This window comes from Pseudarthrobacter sp. PvP004, assembly GCF_017876035.1.
GTDB lineage: Bacteria > Actinomycetota > Actinomycetes > Actinomycetales > Micrococcaceae > Arthrobacter > Arthrobacter aurescens_A.
Map to the genome: position 1 here is coordinate 585,890 of NZ_JAGINL010000001.1, position 14,991 is coordinate 600,880.

The 14,991-nt window shown below is 60.8% G+C and carries 12 protein-coding genes; 10 read left to right on the forward strand and 2 right to left on the reverse strand.

Annotated features, from left to right (window positions below; genetic code table 11):
- Window positions 1-65: 65 nt before the first annotated feature.
- The gene (locus tag J3A64_RS02675) at window positions 66-1,340 is read right to left on the reverse strand and encodes a DNA recombination protein RmuC (RefSeq protein ID WP_210063584.1); all 1,275 of its coding nucleotides are present in this window, start codon (window positions 1,338-1,340) and stop codon (window positions 66-68) included.
- A gap of 111 nt (window positions 1,341-1,451) precedes the next feature.
- Here J3A64_RS02675 and ychF point away from each other — a divergent pair, with 111 nt between their 5' ends.
- From ychF to J3A64_RS02705, 6 genes are all read left to right on the forward strand, one after another.
- Window positions 1,452-2,537, forward strand: coding sequence for a redox-regulated ATPase YchF (gene ychF, locus J3A64_RS02680; RefSeq protein WP_026005753.1), 1,086 nt, complete (start codon window positions 1,452-1,454; stop codon window positions 2,535-2,537).
- A 133-nt stretch (window positions 2,538-2,670) separates the two neighbouring features.
- Entirely contained in the window at window positions 2,671-3,447 is a 777-nt protein-coding gene (locus tag J3A64_RS02685) for a hypothetical protein (protein WP_286176504.1), read from the forward strand.
- A gap of 314 nt (window positions 3,448-3,761) precedes the next feature.
- Window positions 3,762-5,399, forward strand: coding sequence for an ABC transporter substrate-binding protein (locus J3A64_RS02690; protein ID WP_014922306.1), 1,638 nt, complete (start codon window positions 3,762-3,764; stop codon window positions 5,397-5,399).
- 211 nt (window positions 5,400-5,610) lie between these two features.
- Window positions 5,611-6,540, forward strand: coding sequence for an ABC transporter permease (locus J3A64_RS02695; RefSeq protein WP_011775455.1), 930 nt, complete (start codon window positions 5,611-5,613; stop codon window positions 6,538-6,540).
- The gene (locus J3A64_RS02700; RefSeq protein WP_014922304.1) at window positions 6,530-7,513 is read left to right on the forward strand and encodes an ABC transporter permease; all 984 of its coding nucleotides are present in this window, start codon (window positions 6,530-6,532) and stop codon (window positions 7,511-7,513) included. The genes J3A64_RS02695 and J3A64_RS02700 overlap by 11 nt, the downstream gene beginning before the upstream one ends.
- An 11-nt stretch (window positions 7,514-7,524) precedes the next feature.
- Window positions 7,525-9,240: an ABC transporter ATP-binding protein gene (locus tag J3A64_RS02705; protein ID WP_238324338.1), complete on the forward strand. Its 1,716-nt coding sequence runs from the start codon at window positions 7,525-7,527 to the stop codon at window positions 9,238-9,240.
- A gap of 227 nt (window positions 9,241-9,467) precedes the next feature.
- Here J3A64_RS02705 and J3A64_RS02710 read toward each other — a convergent pair whose 3' ends face one another.
- Window positions 9,468-10,463: an SGNH/GDSL hydrolase family protein gene (locus J3A64_RS02710; protein ID WP_014922303.1), complete on the reverse strand. Its 996-nt coding sequence runs from the start codon at window positions 10,461-10,463 to the stop codon at window positions 9,468-9,470.
- A gap of 160 nt (window positions 10,464-10,623) precedes the next feature.
- On the opposite strand from J3A64_RS02710, the gene typA reads away from it, so the two are divergent.
- The 4 genes from typA to dapC all read left to right on the forward strand — a co-directional run bounded on the left by typA (window position 10,624) and on the right by dapC (window position 14,813).
- A complete protein-coding gene (gene typA / locus J3A64_RS02715) occupies window positions 10,624-12,540 on the forward strand; it encodes a translational GTPase TypA (RefSeq protein WP_011775451.1) in 1,917 nt (638 codons plus the stop codon).
- 34 nt (window positions 12,541-12,574) lie between these two features.
- On the forward strand, window positions 12,575-13,006 hold the full coding sequence (locus J3A64_RS02720; protein WP_210063586.1) for a hypothetical protein: 432 nt from the start codon (window positions 12,575-12,577) through the stop codon (window positions 13,004-13,006).
- A 319-nt stretch (window positions 13,007-13,325) separates the two neighbouring features.
- The gene (fdxA, locus tag J3A64_RS02725; protein ID WP_017200392.1) at window positions 13,326-13,652 is read left to right on the forward strand and encodes a ferredoxin; all 327 of its coding nucleotides are present in this window, start codon (window positions 13,326-13,328) and stop codon (window positions 13,650-13,652) included.
- 12 nt (window positions 13,653-13,664) lie between these two features.
- On the forward strand, window positions 13,665-14,813 hold the full coding sequence (gene dapC, locus J3A64_RS02730) for a succinyldiaminopimelate transaminase (RefSeq protein ID WP_011775448.1): 1,149 nt from the start codon (window positions 13,665-13,667) through the stop codon (window positions 14,811-14,813).
- Window positions 14,814-14,991 lie beyond the last annotated feature (178 nt).

The window sequence follows — 14,991 nt, forward strand, 5'->3', positions numbered from 1 at the left end:
TGGGTTGTGTTCACCTTAGTGAACACAACCCATCCCGGACCAGACACCTTTAAGCCGGCTTTAGCTCAGGCGGCTGATTCGCGGTCTGCGCTGTCCTCATGGTCACGGGCGGAATCCAGCTGATCGCGGGAGTCGACAGAAAGAAGTTCCGGTGCTGCCAACGCGCGGGGAACAACTTCAACGGACATCGGCGCGGCAAGTCCGGCGTCGTCCATGGTGTTGAGCTTGCGCGCCGTCGGGAGCACCCGAGCCTCGAGCGTGCCCACCATGGCGTTGTAGCGATCCACGGATGTCTTCAATGAGCTTCCCAGCTTGCCGACGTTCTCACCCAGCGTGCCCATGCGTTCGTACAGTTGCTTGGCGAGCTCGAACAGCTCATGGGCGCTGTCGGTGAGGACGTCCTGTCGCCACGTGAAGGCCACGGACTTGAGGACCGCCAGCAGGGTGCCGGGCGACGCCAAGACCACGTTCCTGGACAAAGCGTGTTCCAGCAGGGCGGGGTCGGCCTCAAGGGCAGACGCCAGAATGGACTCTGCCGGAAGGAAGCAGATCACCAGCTCGGGGGAGTTCCCAGGAATGTCCCAGTACTTCTTGGCCGCCAGGGCGTCGATGTGGGCCTTGAGAGCCTTTGCATGCTGTGCCAGCAGCGTCTTGGAGTCATGGTTGATGGCCGGACCCACAGCCTCACCGAAGGATCCGTCTCCGTGGAGTTGTTCCTGCGCAGCGAGGTAGGAAGCCAAAGGCACCTTGGCGTCCACCACCAGTTGCTTGCCGCCGGGAAGCTGGACCACCAGGTCCGGACGCAGCGTGTTGTCGCCGCGTCCGGAATGAACCTGCTCGTGGAAGTCCACGTGCCGGAGCATTCCCGAGGCCTCCACCACCCTGCGGAGCTGAACCTCGCCCCACTGGCCGCGTGCGCTGTTGGAACGGAGTGCTGAGGCCAAGGCGTGCGTTGACCGCAAGAGCTGTTCGTCGGATGAACGCGCATCCTGCAATTGCTGGGCCAGTTGGCCGTATTGCTCCACCCTGTCCCGTTCGAGGAGCGACACCTGTTGCTGCACCGCCGTGAGCTTTTCGGCCACTGGAGCGAGCGCGCGCAGAACACTGCCATCGGAGTTCCTTGCTGCGCTCAGCTCGCGGTTCTGTGTAAACAAGAGCCGCCGCTCGGCGTCGGCTGCTGCCAGCTGTGCGGTCACCTCTGAAAGCCGCGACGAAACGGCGTCGAAGTCTTCTTCCAAGCCAGCGCCCCGGCGTCGGAAGACAACATAGCCGGCCGCGAGACCAACCGCGGCGCCAATCAGCAGCATGAGCAGGGCCAATACCAATCCAAATCCATCCATGTGGCAACCCTGTCACAGGGGTACGACAGTTTTAGCGAGGCTGCAGCCGCGGGCGTCGGTTGGGGGAGGGAACAACCGCGGACATGGTTCCAACGGGTAGAATCAATGCTCGTGGCTCTTACTATTGGCATCGTCGGACTGCCCAACGTCGGCAAATCAACTCTTTTCAACGCACTGACCCGCAATCAGGTGCTCGCTGCGAACTATCCGTTCGCTACCATCGAGCCCAACGTCGGAGTGGTCAACCTTCCTGATCCCCGTCTTGCGAAGCTGGCAGAGATCTTCGGTTCGCAGAAGTTGCTTCCCGCGCCCGTGTCCTTCGTGGACATTGCCGGCATCGTGAAGGGTGCATCCGAGGGCGAAGGCCTGGGCAACAAGTTCCTGGCCAACATCCGCGAAGCAGAGGCCATCGCACAGGTGGTCCGCGTATTTGACGATCCCGACGTCATCCACGTCGACGGCAAGGTTGACCCGCGCTCCGACATGGAGACCATCAACACCGAGCTGATCCTCGCCGACCTTCAGACCATCGAAAACGCGATCCCGCGTATCGAAAAAGAGGTCAAGATCAAGAAGCGCGAGGCCGCTGAGCTTGCCGCTATCAAGGCCGCCCAAGCAGTTCTGGAACGCGGTGACACCATCTTCTCCTCGATCAAGAGCGATAAGCTGGAGATGGGACACCTCAAAGAGCTGGGCCTTCTCACAGCCAAACCGTTCATCTACGTCTTCAACGCAGATGAAGGCATCCTCGGCGATCAGGAAAAGCAGGACGAACTGCGAGCCCTCGTTGCGCCGGCAGATGCCGTGTTCCTTGACGCCAAGCTCGAAGCCGACCTCGTGGAACTGGACGAGGAAGAAGCCCGCGAGATGCTGGAAATGAACGGCCAGAGCGAATCCGGCCTGGATCAGTTGGCACGTGTAGGTTTCCACACTCTTGGCCTGCAGACCTACCTCACGGCCGGTCCCAAGGAAACCCGCGCCTGGACCATCCGCCAGGGCGACACCGCGCCTCAGGCCGCCGGCGTGATCCACTCCGACTTCCAGCGTGGCTTCATCAAGGCCGAGGTTGTCTCCTTCGACGACCTCATCGACGCCGGTTCCATGGCCGAGGCAAAGTCCCGTGGCAAGGTTCGCATCGAAGGCAAAGAGTACGTGATGGCCGACGGCGACGTGGTGGAGTTCCGTTTCAACGTCTAACCCCATGAGCCGCGACCCGAACCCTCAATCCGCAGGGGAAGGCCATCAGCACAACTCCGGCACCGGTGAAGCAACTGGTGAGGCCCCACCGGGCGCGAGTGTGAATGGAAGTACCCTTCCAGCGGTGACCAGGATGCCTCCAGCTCACTGGTCGTTCTGGTCGTACCTTTGGCGGTATTCCCTGCGCATAGGCCTTCCGGTTATTGCCTTGGGAATGTTCTTTGGGTACTTGGACAGCACAGGCTACGAATTACCTACGGATCCGGAGATGGTAGCCAACATAGCCGTCTTTGGCGTCATGTTCGGGGGCCTTAGCCAGATCATTGCATTCGTTGTTGCCTTGGCTGCTTTCATCATTGAGAGGCCTGCCCGTAGGCAGTGGGCTGCTTACCGGGGAGCGGGTTGGACCACCTCGCAGTGTCGGTCCGCCTACACGCTCCACAAGCGGGAGGCGGCCGCCCTCAGGCTCGATTCACGCCTACGTGAGCTCGGGCTAGCCCCTGTCCAGCCCCAGGCTGCTCTGACGCCTTCGCCGCAAAAGAACCTCTCTAAAATGGATCGGTTGTGGGCTTGGCTTGCCATTCCTCTGTGTGCATTCCTGGTCTTCGTCCTGGTGGGTCCCTGGTTGGACACGAAAGACGTCCAGACCCTTCAGTGCGAGGTGGTGTCGGCGGAGCCGGGAACCAACTCAGGCGGAACGCGAGGGGGAGCCTCTACAGCCTCAGTCTTGGTGAAGACATCGAATTGCGGGACGTTGGGGATATCCCGGGGCGTTAGCTTCGACAACCGGGACGAAGTCGCCTCGAGTTTCACGATCGGTGCGACGTATGGCTTCGACGTTGGGTGGTACAGCCGCACGTTCTTCAAGAACAACATTCAATCAGTGCGTGCGTATCGGCTCATTGCGTAGAAGTTCGACAAAGCACGATGTCGAAGGGCTCCGGTTCAACAGAACCGGGGCCCTTTTTTCGCGCCAATATCGTCCTGTCCTGCTGTCAGACAGCGAATATTACCACCGGGTAGCGTTTGACTTGAAATCCCTGACAATTTAGGCATCTGGAGGTTGCGGAACGGTTACAGTTTGGCCAGCAAGTCCCAACATCCGGACACAATGTGGGTAGGCTTACACACACATGTAGGCAACGTCACAGTAGGAAACTGTGCCTTTGCCTGGGGGAAATCACGAATTTTCCCTGCTCAACTCCACGACACATAGGAGGCGGAATGCGTTTCTCGCGCACTTCCAAAGCTCTAGGCGTAGCGGCGATCATCGCCCTCGCAGCTACCGGTTGCGGTGGCGGCGGCAGCAACGACTCCGGTACATCTGCGGGTGACCCGAACAAGGTCATCATTGCCGACGGCTCGGAGCCGCAGCGTCCGCTGATGCCGGCCGATATCAACGAGGTTGGCGGCGGAAAGATTGCAACTCTGATCTTCTCCGGCCTTGTCAGCTATGACCCGTCCGGAAAGCCGGTAAACGAGCTGGCGGAGTCCATTGAGGCGCCCGACGCACAGAACTTCACCATCAAGATCAAGAAGGACCAGAAGTTCACCAACGGTGACGCCATCACGGCTAAGACGTTCGTGGACTCTTGGAACTACGGTGCAGCAGCAAAGAACGCGCAATTGAGCGCCACCTTCTTTGAGAGCATCAAGGGTTACGACGAAGCAAGTGCAGAGGGTTCCACTGTGGACACGTTGTCCGGCCTCAAGGTCGTCGACGACACCACGTTCACCGTTGAACTCAAGCAGCCGGAATCTGACTGGCCGCTGCGTCTCGGTTACACGGCGTTCATGCCGGTCCCGGCGGCGGCACTCGCAGACCCCAAGACCTACGGCGAAAAGCCGGTAGGCAACGGCCCGTACAAGATGGCGGAAAACGGTTGGCAGCACAACGTGCAGATCCAGCTCGTCCCCAACCCGGACTACAACGGTCCTCGTAAGGCAAAGAACGGTGGCGTGACGTTCAAGATCTTCCAGAACGATGACGCCGCATACCAGGATCTCCTGTCCAACAACCTGGACATCCTGCAGGTCATCCCCACCAGCGCGCTGAAGAACTTCAAGTCTGACCTTGGCGACCGCTTCATCGAGAAGCCCTACGCCGGCAACCAGACCATCGCCATTCCGGAATACCTCCCGGAGTGGAGCGGAGAAGCCGGCAAGCTCCGTCGCCAGGCAATCTCCATGGCCATCAACCGGGAAGAGATCACTAAGGTGATCTTCAGCGGCGGCCGCCAGCCTGCCAAGGACTTCACTGCTCCCGTCCTGGACGGCTACAGCGACAGCATCCCGGGCTCGGACAACCTGAACTTCGACGCCACCAAGGCCAAGGAACTCTGGGCCAAGGCAGACGCCATCCAGAAGTGGGATCCGAACACTGCCTTCACCATTGCGTACAACGCTGACAAGGGCGGTCACAAGGCTTGGGTTGAGGCTCTTACCAACCAGCTGAAGAACAACCTCGGCATCAAGGCAGAGGGACTTCCGTTCGCAACGTTCAAGGAAGCCCGCGATCTTGCTACGACCGGCAAGTTGACTGGTGCAATCCGCGCCGGTTGGCAGGCAGACTACCCGTCGCTGTACAACTTCCTCGGCCCGATCTACAAGACCGGCGCTGGCTCGAACGACGCCCGCTATGAGAACCCGACGTTCGACAAGGCCATTTCCGATGGACTGTCCGCACCGTCCGTGGCTGAAGGCAACAAGGCCATGAACAAGGCCCAGGAAATCCTGCTGCAGGACCTGCCGGCTATTCCGCTGTGGTACCAGGTATCACAGGGTGGCTGGAGCACAGGCGTCACGAATGTTGACTACGGTTGGGACGGCGTCCCGCTGTACTACAACATCACTGGCAAGTAACCGCGAAACGGCGGCGGAGGTGCTCAGCTGAGTGCTTCCGCCGCCGTATCACGTTGCAAATCAATGACGCCCAACTCCGGTTGGGCGTCCTTGTGCAGACCTTCGCTTGCCTTGGCTTGGAACGTTTGCACATCAGACGAAAAGGTTCTTCGATGAACAACTCCGCTGCACCCATGGACAGGGTGCCTGCTGATCGGGGTGTGATGCGCTGATGGCGACATACATCCTCAAACGCTTCCTCCAGTTGATCCCCGTTTTCCTTGGGGCCACGCTGCTGGTCTACTTCCTGGTGTTCAGCCTTCCTGGCGACCCCATTGCCGCGCTGTTCGGCGACAAGCCTGTCAATGAGGCTGTTGCTGCAAAGCTGAGGGCTCAGTACAACCTGGACCAGCCCTTCATCATCCAGTACCTGCTCTATCTCAAGAGCATCTTCACGTTCGACCTCGGCCAGGACTTCTCCGGCCGCCCCATTGCCGCCGTCCTCGGCGAGGTATTTCCTGTGACGGCCCGCCTTGCAGTGATGGCTTTGATCTTTGAAGCAGTCTTCGGCATTGCTTTCGGGCTCATTGCCGGTCTGCGCAAGGGCAAGCTCTTTGACGGAACCGTTTTGATCGCCTCCCTGATCGTTATCGGTATCCCGATCTTCGTCCTTGGCTTCATACTCCAGTTCTTCATCGGTGTGCAGTTGGGGTGGGCGAAACCAACTGTCAGTGCGGCCGCAACCGTACAGGATTTGATCCTGCCGGCAATCGTCCTTGGGTTGGCTTCCTTTGCGTATGTTCTCCGCTTGACCCGGACCAGCGTCATAGAGAACATGAACGCCGATTATGTCCGGACAGCGACTGCTAAGGGACTGTCCCGCTTCAGGGTTGTCAACGTCCACATTCTGCGTAACTCCCTTATTCCAGTGGTGACATTCCTGGGCGCAGACTTGGGCACGCTGATGGGTGGCGCGATCGTCACGGAAGGCATCTTCAACGTTCCCGGCGTGGGCAACAGGCTCTATCGTGCCGTCTTGTCGGGTGAGGGACCCACGGTGGTCTCCATTGTCACGGTGTTGGTTTTGATCTATTGCCTCTCCAACTTGCTTGTTGACCTCCTATACGCCTGGCTTGACCCGAGGATCCGCTATGACTCCTGAAAGTAACCTGACCGGGCAGCACACCGCCCGCCGACACATCGAGCACTTTGTTGCCGACCTTGACGAGACGCCGCTTCAGGCCACGGACAAGGTCAAGGAAGACAGCGCTCCTTCAAGCCTGTGGGGTGAGGCTTGGAAGAACCTTCGCAAGCAGCCGTTGTTCATCATCTCGGCTGTGATGATTCTGGCCGTTGTAGTGGTTTCCCTGTTCCCGGGCCTGTTCTCACAGATCGATCCGTCCTCTGAGGCGTGCCAGTTGGCCAACTCGGATGGTGGACCAACGAGCGGACACCCGCTTGGTTTTACCCAGCAAGGTTGCGACGTTTACGCCCGCGTTATTTTTGGTACCCGCTCGTCAGTGACGGTGGGTCTCTTCACTACCATCGGCGTGGTTCTGTTCGGCGGCGTTGTGGGTGCCCTTGCCGGCTACTACGGTGGCTGGGCTGATGCCCTGCTGGCCCGCCTGACGGACATCTTCTTCGCATTGCCCCTGATCCTGGGCGCGATCGTCATGATGCAGCTTCCCGTGTTCCGCGCCAACCGCACGGTGTGGACCTTGGTGTTGATCCTGATTGTCTTTGGCTGGCCCCAAATCGCGCGAATCACCAGAGGCGCTGTGATTGAGGTCAGGAATGCTGACTTTGTCATGGCGGCCAGGTCCTTGGGCGTTTCACGTTTCCGCTCACTGCTGCGCCACGTCTTGCCGAACTCGCTCGCGCCGATCATCGTCGTGGCCACGATCTCCCTGGGCACCTTCATCGTCGCAGAATCAACCCTCTCCTTCCTTGGTATTGGGCTGCCGCCGAGTGTCATGTCCTGGGGCAATGACATCCAGGCCGCTCAGGCATCATTGCGATCCAACCCGATGCCCTTGCTCTACCCGGCCATTGCTCTCTCCATAACAGTCTTGAGCTTCATCATGCTGGGCGATGCCCTCAGGGATGCCCTGGACCCCAAGGCGCGTAAACGATGAAAGGCGAAGCCATGAACTCTTCAGTTCACATCCAGGAAGAAGTCGCTGGCTCGGAGCGTCCGCTGCTGGAGATCAAGAATCTCGCGATCAACTTCACCACCAGTAATGGTGAGGTCAATGCTGTGAGGAACGCCCACCTCACGGTCATGCCTGGGGAAACTGTGGCGATCGTGGGGGAGTCAGGCTCAGGGAAATCGACGTCAGCCCTGGCGGCCATCGGGCTGCTTCCCGGGAATGGCCGAGTTGCCGGCGGCGAAATTCTGTTTGACGGCGAAGACATTGCCCATGCCAGCGAGAAGCGGATGATCGAGCTTCGCGGCAATTCCATTGGGATGGTTCCGCAGGATCCCATGTCCAACCTGAATCCCGTCTGGAAGATCGGATTCCAGGTCAAGGAGACGTTGAAAGCGAACGGGCTCCCTTCCGGACCCGAGGACGTGGCCAAGGTGCTTTCCGAAGCCGGTCTGCCCGACGCCACCCGCCGCGCCAAACAGTACCCCCACGAGTTCTCCGGGGGTATGCGCCAGCGCGCGCTCATTGCGATTGGGCTTTCGTGCCAGCCGCGCCTCCTGATCGCGGATGAGCCGACTTCTGCCCTTGATGTTACGGTCCAGCGGCAAATTCTGGATCACTTGGACAAGATGACCTCCGAGCTGGGAACGGCTGTGTTGCTCATTACCCACGATCTCGGCCTCGCAGCTGAGCGCGCGGACAAGGTAGTTGTCATGTACAAGGGCCAGGTTGTGGAGTCCGGCCCGTCTCTGGAACTTCTCCGTAACCCCCGGCACCCCTACACTAAGCGGCTGGTTGCTTCGGCGCCGTCCCTGGCGTCACGTCGTATCCAGGTTGCCAAGGAGCAGGGTATTGAGTCGGAGGAGCTGCTGGCTCCTGTTGAGCCCGTCGTCGTCGAGACGGCTCTGCCGGAGGAGGTCCTGAAGGTCCAGGACCTGACCAAGGTCTTCAAGCTTCGTGGAGGAATTGGCAAGTCCACGGACTTCACCGCCGTGGATTCCGTGTCTTTTGCTGTCAAGCGTGGAACCACCACGGCGATTGTTGGCGAGTCGGGATCCGGCAAGTCCACAGTGGCACAAATGGTCCTCAACTTGCTGGAACCGACGTCTGGAAAGATCATCTTTGACGGCGTGGACACGTCCACGCTCGGCAGCAAGGATCTGTTCAAGTTCCGTCGCCGGGTTCAGCCGATCTTCCAGGACCCGTATGGTTCCCTCGACCCGATGTACAACATCTTCCGCACCATTGAAGAGCCGTTGAGGACCCACAAGATTGGCAACAAGGCCAGTCGTGAGAAGAAAGTACGCGAGCTTCTGGACCAGGTGGCGCTGCCGCAGTCCACCATGCGCCGTTACCCCAACGAACTCTCCGGTGGCCAGCGCCAGCGCATTGCCATTGCGCGTGCCTTGGCCTTGGATCCGGAAGTCATCATTTGTGATGAAGCGGTCTCCGCACTGGACGTCCTCGTTCAGGCCCAGGTGCTGAACCTCTTGGCTGACCTGCAGGACAACCTCGGCCTGACGTACCTGTTCATCACCCACGACCTTGCGGTGGTGCGGCAGATTGCGGATCACGTCTGCGTCATGCAGAAGGGCAAGCTTGTGGAGACTGGCAGCACGGATGACGTGTTCGACAACCCGAGGGAGGCCTACACGCAGGCACTTCTGGACGCCATCCCGGGTGGTTCGCTGCTGTTGCCCCCAGAGGTGGCCTGACCGGCGTCGTAAGTTTCATCAGCCGGTCAGCAACAGAGCCGGTGGTTCCCCGGAAGGGAACCACCGGCTCTTGCCGTTAACTTCGTGTTGTGAGGCCTGCTGTGCACGTCATAAAGCTCGCGAAGCGTGCAGAGCGGGCCGCGCAACGCGCAACTACGTATTGTGAGGCCTGCTCTGCGCGCAAAAGGGCTCACGAAGCGTGCAGAGCGGGCCCCGCAACGCGCGCTCTACTGCGCAGGTGCAGATTCAGGTGCAGATTCCGGTGCGGAGGCGGCGCTGTCCGGGCGTGCCGTGAGGCCAAGCGCAGTGAATTCGTGAGCCAGGGCGGCGCCCAGCTTTGCATGCCCGGCCGGCTTCAAGTGCACGCCATCCTGGAGATCCACAATCGCGTTGTAGCGGGTGAGCCAATCGCCCGCGCTGACGAACGGTATGGCGTGCTTGGCGGCGATGCGGCCCAGGAGGGCATCTATTTCCGTGCGGCGTCCGCCTCCGTTGCTCACGCCCCTGGCAAGGGTTCCAATCATGGCCAGCGTGGTGCCGGGGTAGCGCTTCTTCAGGGCGGCGAGAAGCCGCTCGGCGTTGCTGGTGATCTGGGCGTCGGTGGCACGTTGTGTGGCGTCGTTGCCGCCACCTTGGATCACGATCAGCGGCGGGTCGCCGAAGGGCAGCACCCAGTCGCCGCGTTGCAACGCATCGATGTAGTTTCCTGTCTTGCCATTGCTGGCCACGTACCCGGTGCCGCCCATGCCTACGACGTGCAGTTTGTAGCCCATGGCTGCGATGCCCTGCTGCGGCCAGGAGTCCTTCGGCATTGACTGGGAGTCGCCGATGAGTACAGCCGTGTGGCGCACGTCTGCGAGAACCACTTCGCTGCGGTTGTTCGCGGGGTTTTTGTACAGCGAGCCCACGGGTAGGTTCAGCGAGCTGGGGGCCGGGGCGATCCTGAGCGGTTTATCCGCGGCCGATGTCTGCGCGGGCCCGGGCGCGGTTGAGCCAGAGGGGGCGCTGATTGGTGCTGGGCTTGGTCCGCAGCCCACCGAAAGAACGCCGATGGCGATCAATGGTGCGAGCAGGCGGAACACGGCCGGAGCGTTTCGCATCGTTGTTCTCCACATGGCACTGGTTCTGCAGCCCATCATGGTGCACGGGGCATGGAAAATCCAGCATCTGGACTTGCGTTTACGTAACAACTCGAAAGTGTGAGCAGCACCACATTGCAGCACTGAATCGCTTGCTTTTTAGGCTGAGAAATGCAACTGCGTTTAGACTGGATGCAGGTGCCCTGTGTCCCGGGGTCTTTTCGCTGTGTGTTCCGATCAAGTCGATCAGGTATGCGCGCGGATACAAACAGCTGACTTCACCACTGAAACGAGTCATTAACGCATGTCTGAAACCATCACCAACACTGCGTCGCGGAGCGATCTGCGCAACGTCGCGATCGTCGCACACGTTGACCACGGCAAGACCACCCTGGTCGACGCCATGCTCAAGCAGACCAACTCCTTCGCTTCCCATGGTGAGGTTGAGGACCGTGTCATGGACTCCGGTGACCTGGAGCGCGAAAAGGGCATCACCATCCTCGCGAAGAACACCACGGTTGCCTACAACGGCCCGTCGTCCAACGGCGAGACCATCACCATTAACGTCATCGACACTCCTGGCCACGCCGACTTCGGTGGCGAGGTAGAGCGCGGTCTCTCCATGGTTGACGGCGTCGTCCTTCTGGTCGACTCCTCCGAGGGCCCCCTGCCCCAGACCCGCTTCGTGCTCCGCAAGGCCCTTGCCGCGCACCTCCCGGTCATCCTCCTGGTCAACAAGACCGACCGTCCCGACGCCCGCATCGACGAAGTTGTCCACGAGTCCATGGACCTGCTCCTGGGCCTCGCTTCGGACCTCGCCGACGAAGTTCCGGACCTGGACCTGGACAAGGTCCTCGAAGTTCCCGTCGTCTACGCCGCTGCAAAGGTTGGCCGTGCGTCCCTGGACCAGCCGGACAACGGCTCGGCTCCGGAGAATGAGGACCTCGAGCCCCTCTTCAAGACCATCATCGAGCACATCCCCGCTCCGACGTACAACCCGGACGGCGTGCTGCAGGCACACGTGACCAACTTGGACGCATCGCCGTTCCTTGGCCGCCTCGCCCTGCTCCGCATCTACAACGGCACCCTCCGCAAGGGCCAGACCGTGGCCTGGGCGCGCGCCAACGGTGAGCTCAAGAACGTCAAGATCACCGAACTGCTGGCCACCAAGGCTCTGACCCGTGTACCTGCCGAGTCCGCCGGCCCGGGTGAAATCGTTGCCGTCGCCGGCATCGAGGACATCACCATCGGTGAAACCCTCACGGACGCCGAGAACCCGCAGCCGCTGCCGCTGATCACTGTGGACGATCCCGCGATCTCCATGACCATCGGTATCAACACTTCGCCGCTGGCCGGCAAGGTCAAGGGCGCCAAGGTCACCGCCCGCCAGGTGAAGGATCGCCTGGACAAGGAACTGATCGGTAACGTCTCCATCAAGGTCCTCCCCACCGAGCGTCCCGACGCTTGGGAAGTCCAGGGACGTGGTGAGCTCGCGCTGGCCATCCTGGTTGAGCAGATGCGTCGCGAAGGCTTCGAGCTGACCGTGGGCAAGCCTCAGGTTGTCACCAAGACCATCGACGGCAAGATCCACGAGCCGATGGAGCACATGACCATCGACGTGCCGGAAGAGTACCTCGGCTCCGTCACCCAGCTCATGGCTGCCCGTAAGGGCCGCATGACCAACATGGCCAACCACGGTACGGGCTGGTGCCGCATGGAATTCATCGTGCCTGCACGTGGCCTGATCGGCTTCCGCACCAAGTTCCTCACGGACACCCGCGGCGCCGGTATCGCAGCTTCCATCTCCGAAGGCTACGAGCCGTGGGCCGGTCCCATCGAATACCGCACCAACGGTTCGATGATCGCCGACCGCGCCGGTGTTGTTACGCCGTTCGCCATGATCAACCTGCAGGAACGTGGTTCCTTCTTCGTGAAGCCCACCTCCGAGGTTTACGAAGGCATGATCGTGGGCGAGAACTCCCGCGCTGATGACATGGATGTGAACATCACCAAGGAAAAGAAGCTCACCAACATGCGTGCAGCTTCCTCTGACTCCTTCGAGAACCTGACGCCGCCGCGCGATCTCACCCTCGAAGAGTCCCTCGAGTTCGCCCGTGAGGACGAATGCGTTGAGGTTACGCCGGAAGATATCCGTATCCGCAAGGTCATCCTGGACTCCAACGAGCGCGCCAAGGCCAACCGCGCCCGCGCCAAGTCCTAGCCTGTACTGGTCTGAACCAGTCAGGAACAGCTGAATGAAGAGAAGAGTCGCCGGTTCGGTCCGTGGCATTGCCACGGCCGTGCCGGCGGCTCTTTTCGTCGCCTTGGCCGGTACGGTTTTGCACCGGCAGACTTTGCTTTGGTCCGGGGTGGAGATCTCATGGGGCGTGGCCGCTGCGCTGCTGCTGCTTGCCTCTGTGCAGTTGTGGCTCGCTTCGTGGTCCCGCTCGGTAGTACCGACGGCGGTGGCAGGCGTGGTGAGCTATGCCGCCGTCGGCTTCCTGTCCTCAGCCGGTGCGGCCAAGCAGTTGATACTTGGTGACGCGGTGGGCAACGTGTGGGTCTTCGGCATCGGCGTAGTGACGTTAATCATGCTTATGGCTGTTAAACCGCTGGTTGTTAGTCGGATGCGACGCGGGCGGACTGACGCCGCGGCGGTGGCGGGGGAACCTCTTTCGCCGCGATAACCATTGCCAACGGAATTTCGACGTCGGCAGTACGGGTCCGTACGGTACAGGAACCTTCCGTGGTTCCCACCAGATAGCCCAAGGCGTCCGTCAACCCGTCCTCGATCCGGTAGCGGACCACCACCCGGATGCCTGGTTCTGCGTCGAGAAGGAATTGTCGGGGCGGCAAATTCGGGGGAGTCACCGTTTCATACTAAGACGCGGGCTAGGTTGGCGTCAGCGCACTGTTGGATAATAGGCTCGGAAGTTGAGTGCCCGGCATGATGCCGGCCGTATTACCCCGGCTATCGCCGGGACAAACCGTGGAGAGGTCTGGGACGTGACGTACGTAATCGCGCAGCCGTGTGTAGATGTCAAGGACAAGGCATGTATTGAAGAATGCCCTGTCGACTGCATTTACGAAGGTGAGCGTTCCCTCTACATCCACCCCGATGAATGTGTCGACTGTGGTGCCTGCGAACCCGTGTGCCCGGTTGAGGCCATCTACTACGAGGATGACACCCCGGAGGAGTGGGCCGACTACTACAAGGCCAACGTGGAGTTCTTTGACGATCTCGGTTCCCCGGGCGGTGCCGCCAAGATCGGCAACACGGGCAAGGATCACCCGTACATCGCCGCGCTGCCCCCGCAGAACCAAGACCACTAGGCGGTAGTTTCTTTGATTTCCGCGGCGCCGGCTTTCGGCCTGAACCTGCCTGACTACCCCTGGGAGGCCATGGCGCCGTATGTTGCCACGGCCGCCAAGCATCCCGGCGGTGCAGTGAATCTCTCTATCGGAACGCCGGTGGACCCCACCCCCGGGCTGATCCGTGAGGCTCTGGCCAACGCTGCCGACGCCCACGGCTATCCCACGGTTCACGGTACGGAAGCCTTGCGGCAGGCCGTTGTGGACTGGTTCGCCGGTCGTCGCGGCGTCCCGGGGCTGGATCCCAAGGACGTCATGCCGACGGTGGGTTCAAAGGAGCTGGTGGCTTGGTTGCCGTTCCTGTTGGGTTTGAGCGCCGGGGACGTCGTTGTGCGTCCCACCGTCGCGTACCCGACCTACGACATCGGAGCCTCACTGGCAGGTGCCACTGCCGTTGCAGCTGACGACTTGGATGAACTCGATCCAGCCACCCGCGCTAAAGTGCGCTTGATCTGGATTAACTCACCGGGCAATCCCACGGGCAGCGTCCGGGACGTTGAGTCACTCCAAAGGATCGTAGCTCAGGCCCGTGAGCTCGGAGCGGTCGTGGCCTCTGACGAGTGCTACGCGGAGCTGGGCTGGGGCGAATGGGATGCCCAGCGCGGCGGGGAAGCCGTCCCCAGCATCCTGGATCCCCGGGTTACCGGTGGTTCCACGGATGGCCTGCTGTGTGTCTACTCGCTCAGCAAGCAGTCGAACCTTGCCGGGTACCGTGCCGCGTTCGTGGCCGGAGATTCGGCGATCATGGCGAATCTGGTCAACAGCCGCAAACATGCGGGCATGATCGTTCCCTACCCTGTGCAAGAAGCCATGCGTGTTGCGCTGGGAGATGTCGGCCATGTCCTGGCCCAGAAGGACCTGTACCGGGGGCGACGCGAGAGGATCGTGCCGGCGCTTGAAAAGTTCGGGCTGACAATCCACGAATCCAAAGCGGGACTCTACCTCTGGTCCACGGCCGGCGAAGCCACCTGGGATACGGTGGCGCGGTTCGCTGAACTTGGCATCGTGGTGGGCCCGGGCGTTTTCTACGGCGATGCCGGCAACGGATTCATCCGGGTGGCCCTCACCGGAAGCGACGAGCGAATTGATGCCGCCGTTGAACGGCTCACCACAGCCTCATAACAATGCTGTGACTTGCACCACTAATAGCGTCATTCCGCCAGTAACCGGACGGCACGGATTAGTTCCGTAGGGTTACTGGCGGTAACTTTTTAACTGACTATCAATGGTGGCCTTCACTAAGAAAGCACTTCGGTCGTTGGAGCCCTGCAACAGTAGGGTCGAAGGCGGCGGCACCAGA

Excerpts from the sequence above, each read along its gene's own strand:
- J3A64_RS02675 (WP_210063584.1), bottom strand. The coding sequence starts at position 1,340 with ATGGATGGATTTGGATTGGTATTGGCCCTGCTCATGCTGCTGATTGGC.
- J3A64_RS02685 (WP_286176504.1), top strand. The coding sequence starts at position 2,671 with ATGCCTCCAGCTCACTGGTCGTTCTGGTCGTACCTTTGGCGGTATTCC.
- J3A64_RS02690 (WP_014922306.1), top strand. The coding sequence starts at position 3,762 with ATGCGTTTCTCGCGCACTTCCAAAGCTCTAGGCGTAGCGGCGATCATC.
- J3A64_RS02695 (WP_011775455.1), top strand. The coding sequence starts at position 5,611 with ATGGCGACATACATCCTCAAACGCTTCCTCCAGTTGATCCCCGTTTTC.
- J3A64_RS02700 (WP_014922304.1), top strand. The coding sequence starts at position 6,530 with ATGACTCCTGAAAGTAACCTGACCGGGCAGCACACCGCCCGCCGACAC.
- J3A64_RS02705 (WP_238324338.1), top strand. The coding sequence starts at position 7,525 with ATGAACTCTTCAGTTCACATCCAGGAAGAAGTCGCTGGCTCGGAGCGT.
- typA (WP_011775451.1), top strand. The coding sequence starts at position 10,624 with ATGTCTGAAACCATCACCAACACTGCGTCGCGGAGCGATCTGCGCAAC.
- J3A64_RS02720 (WP_210063586.1), top strand. The coding sequence starts at position 12,575 with ATGAAGAGAAGAGTCGCCGGTTCGGTCCGTGGCATTGCCACGGCCGTG.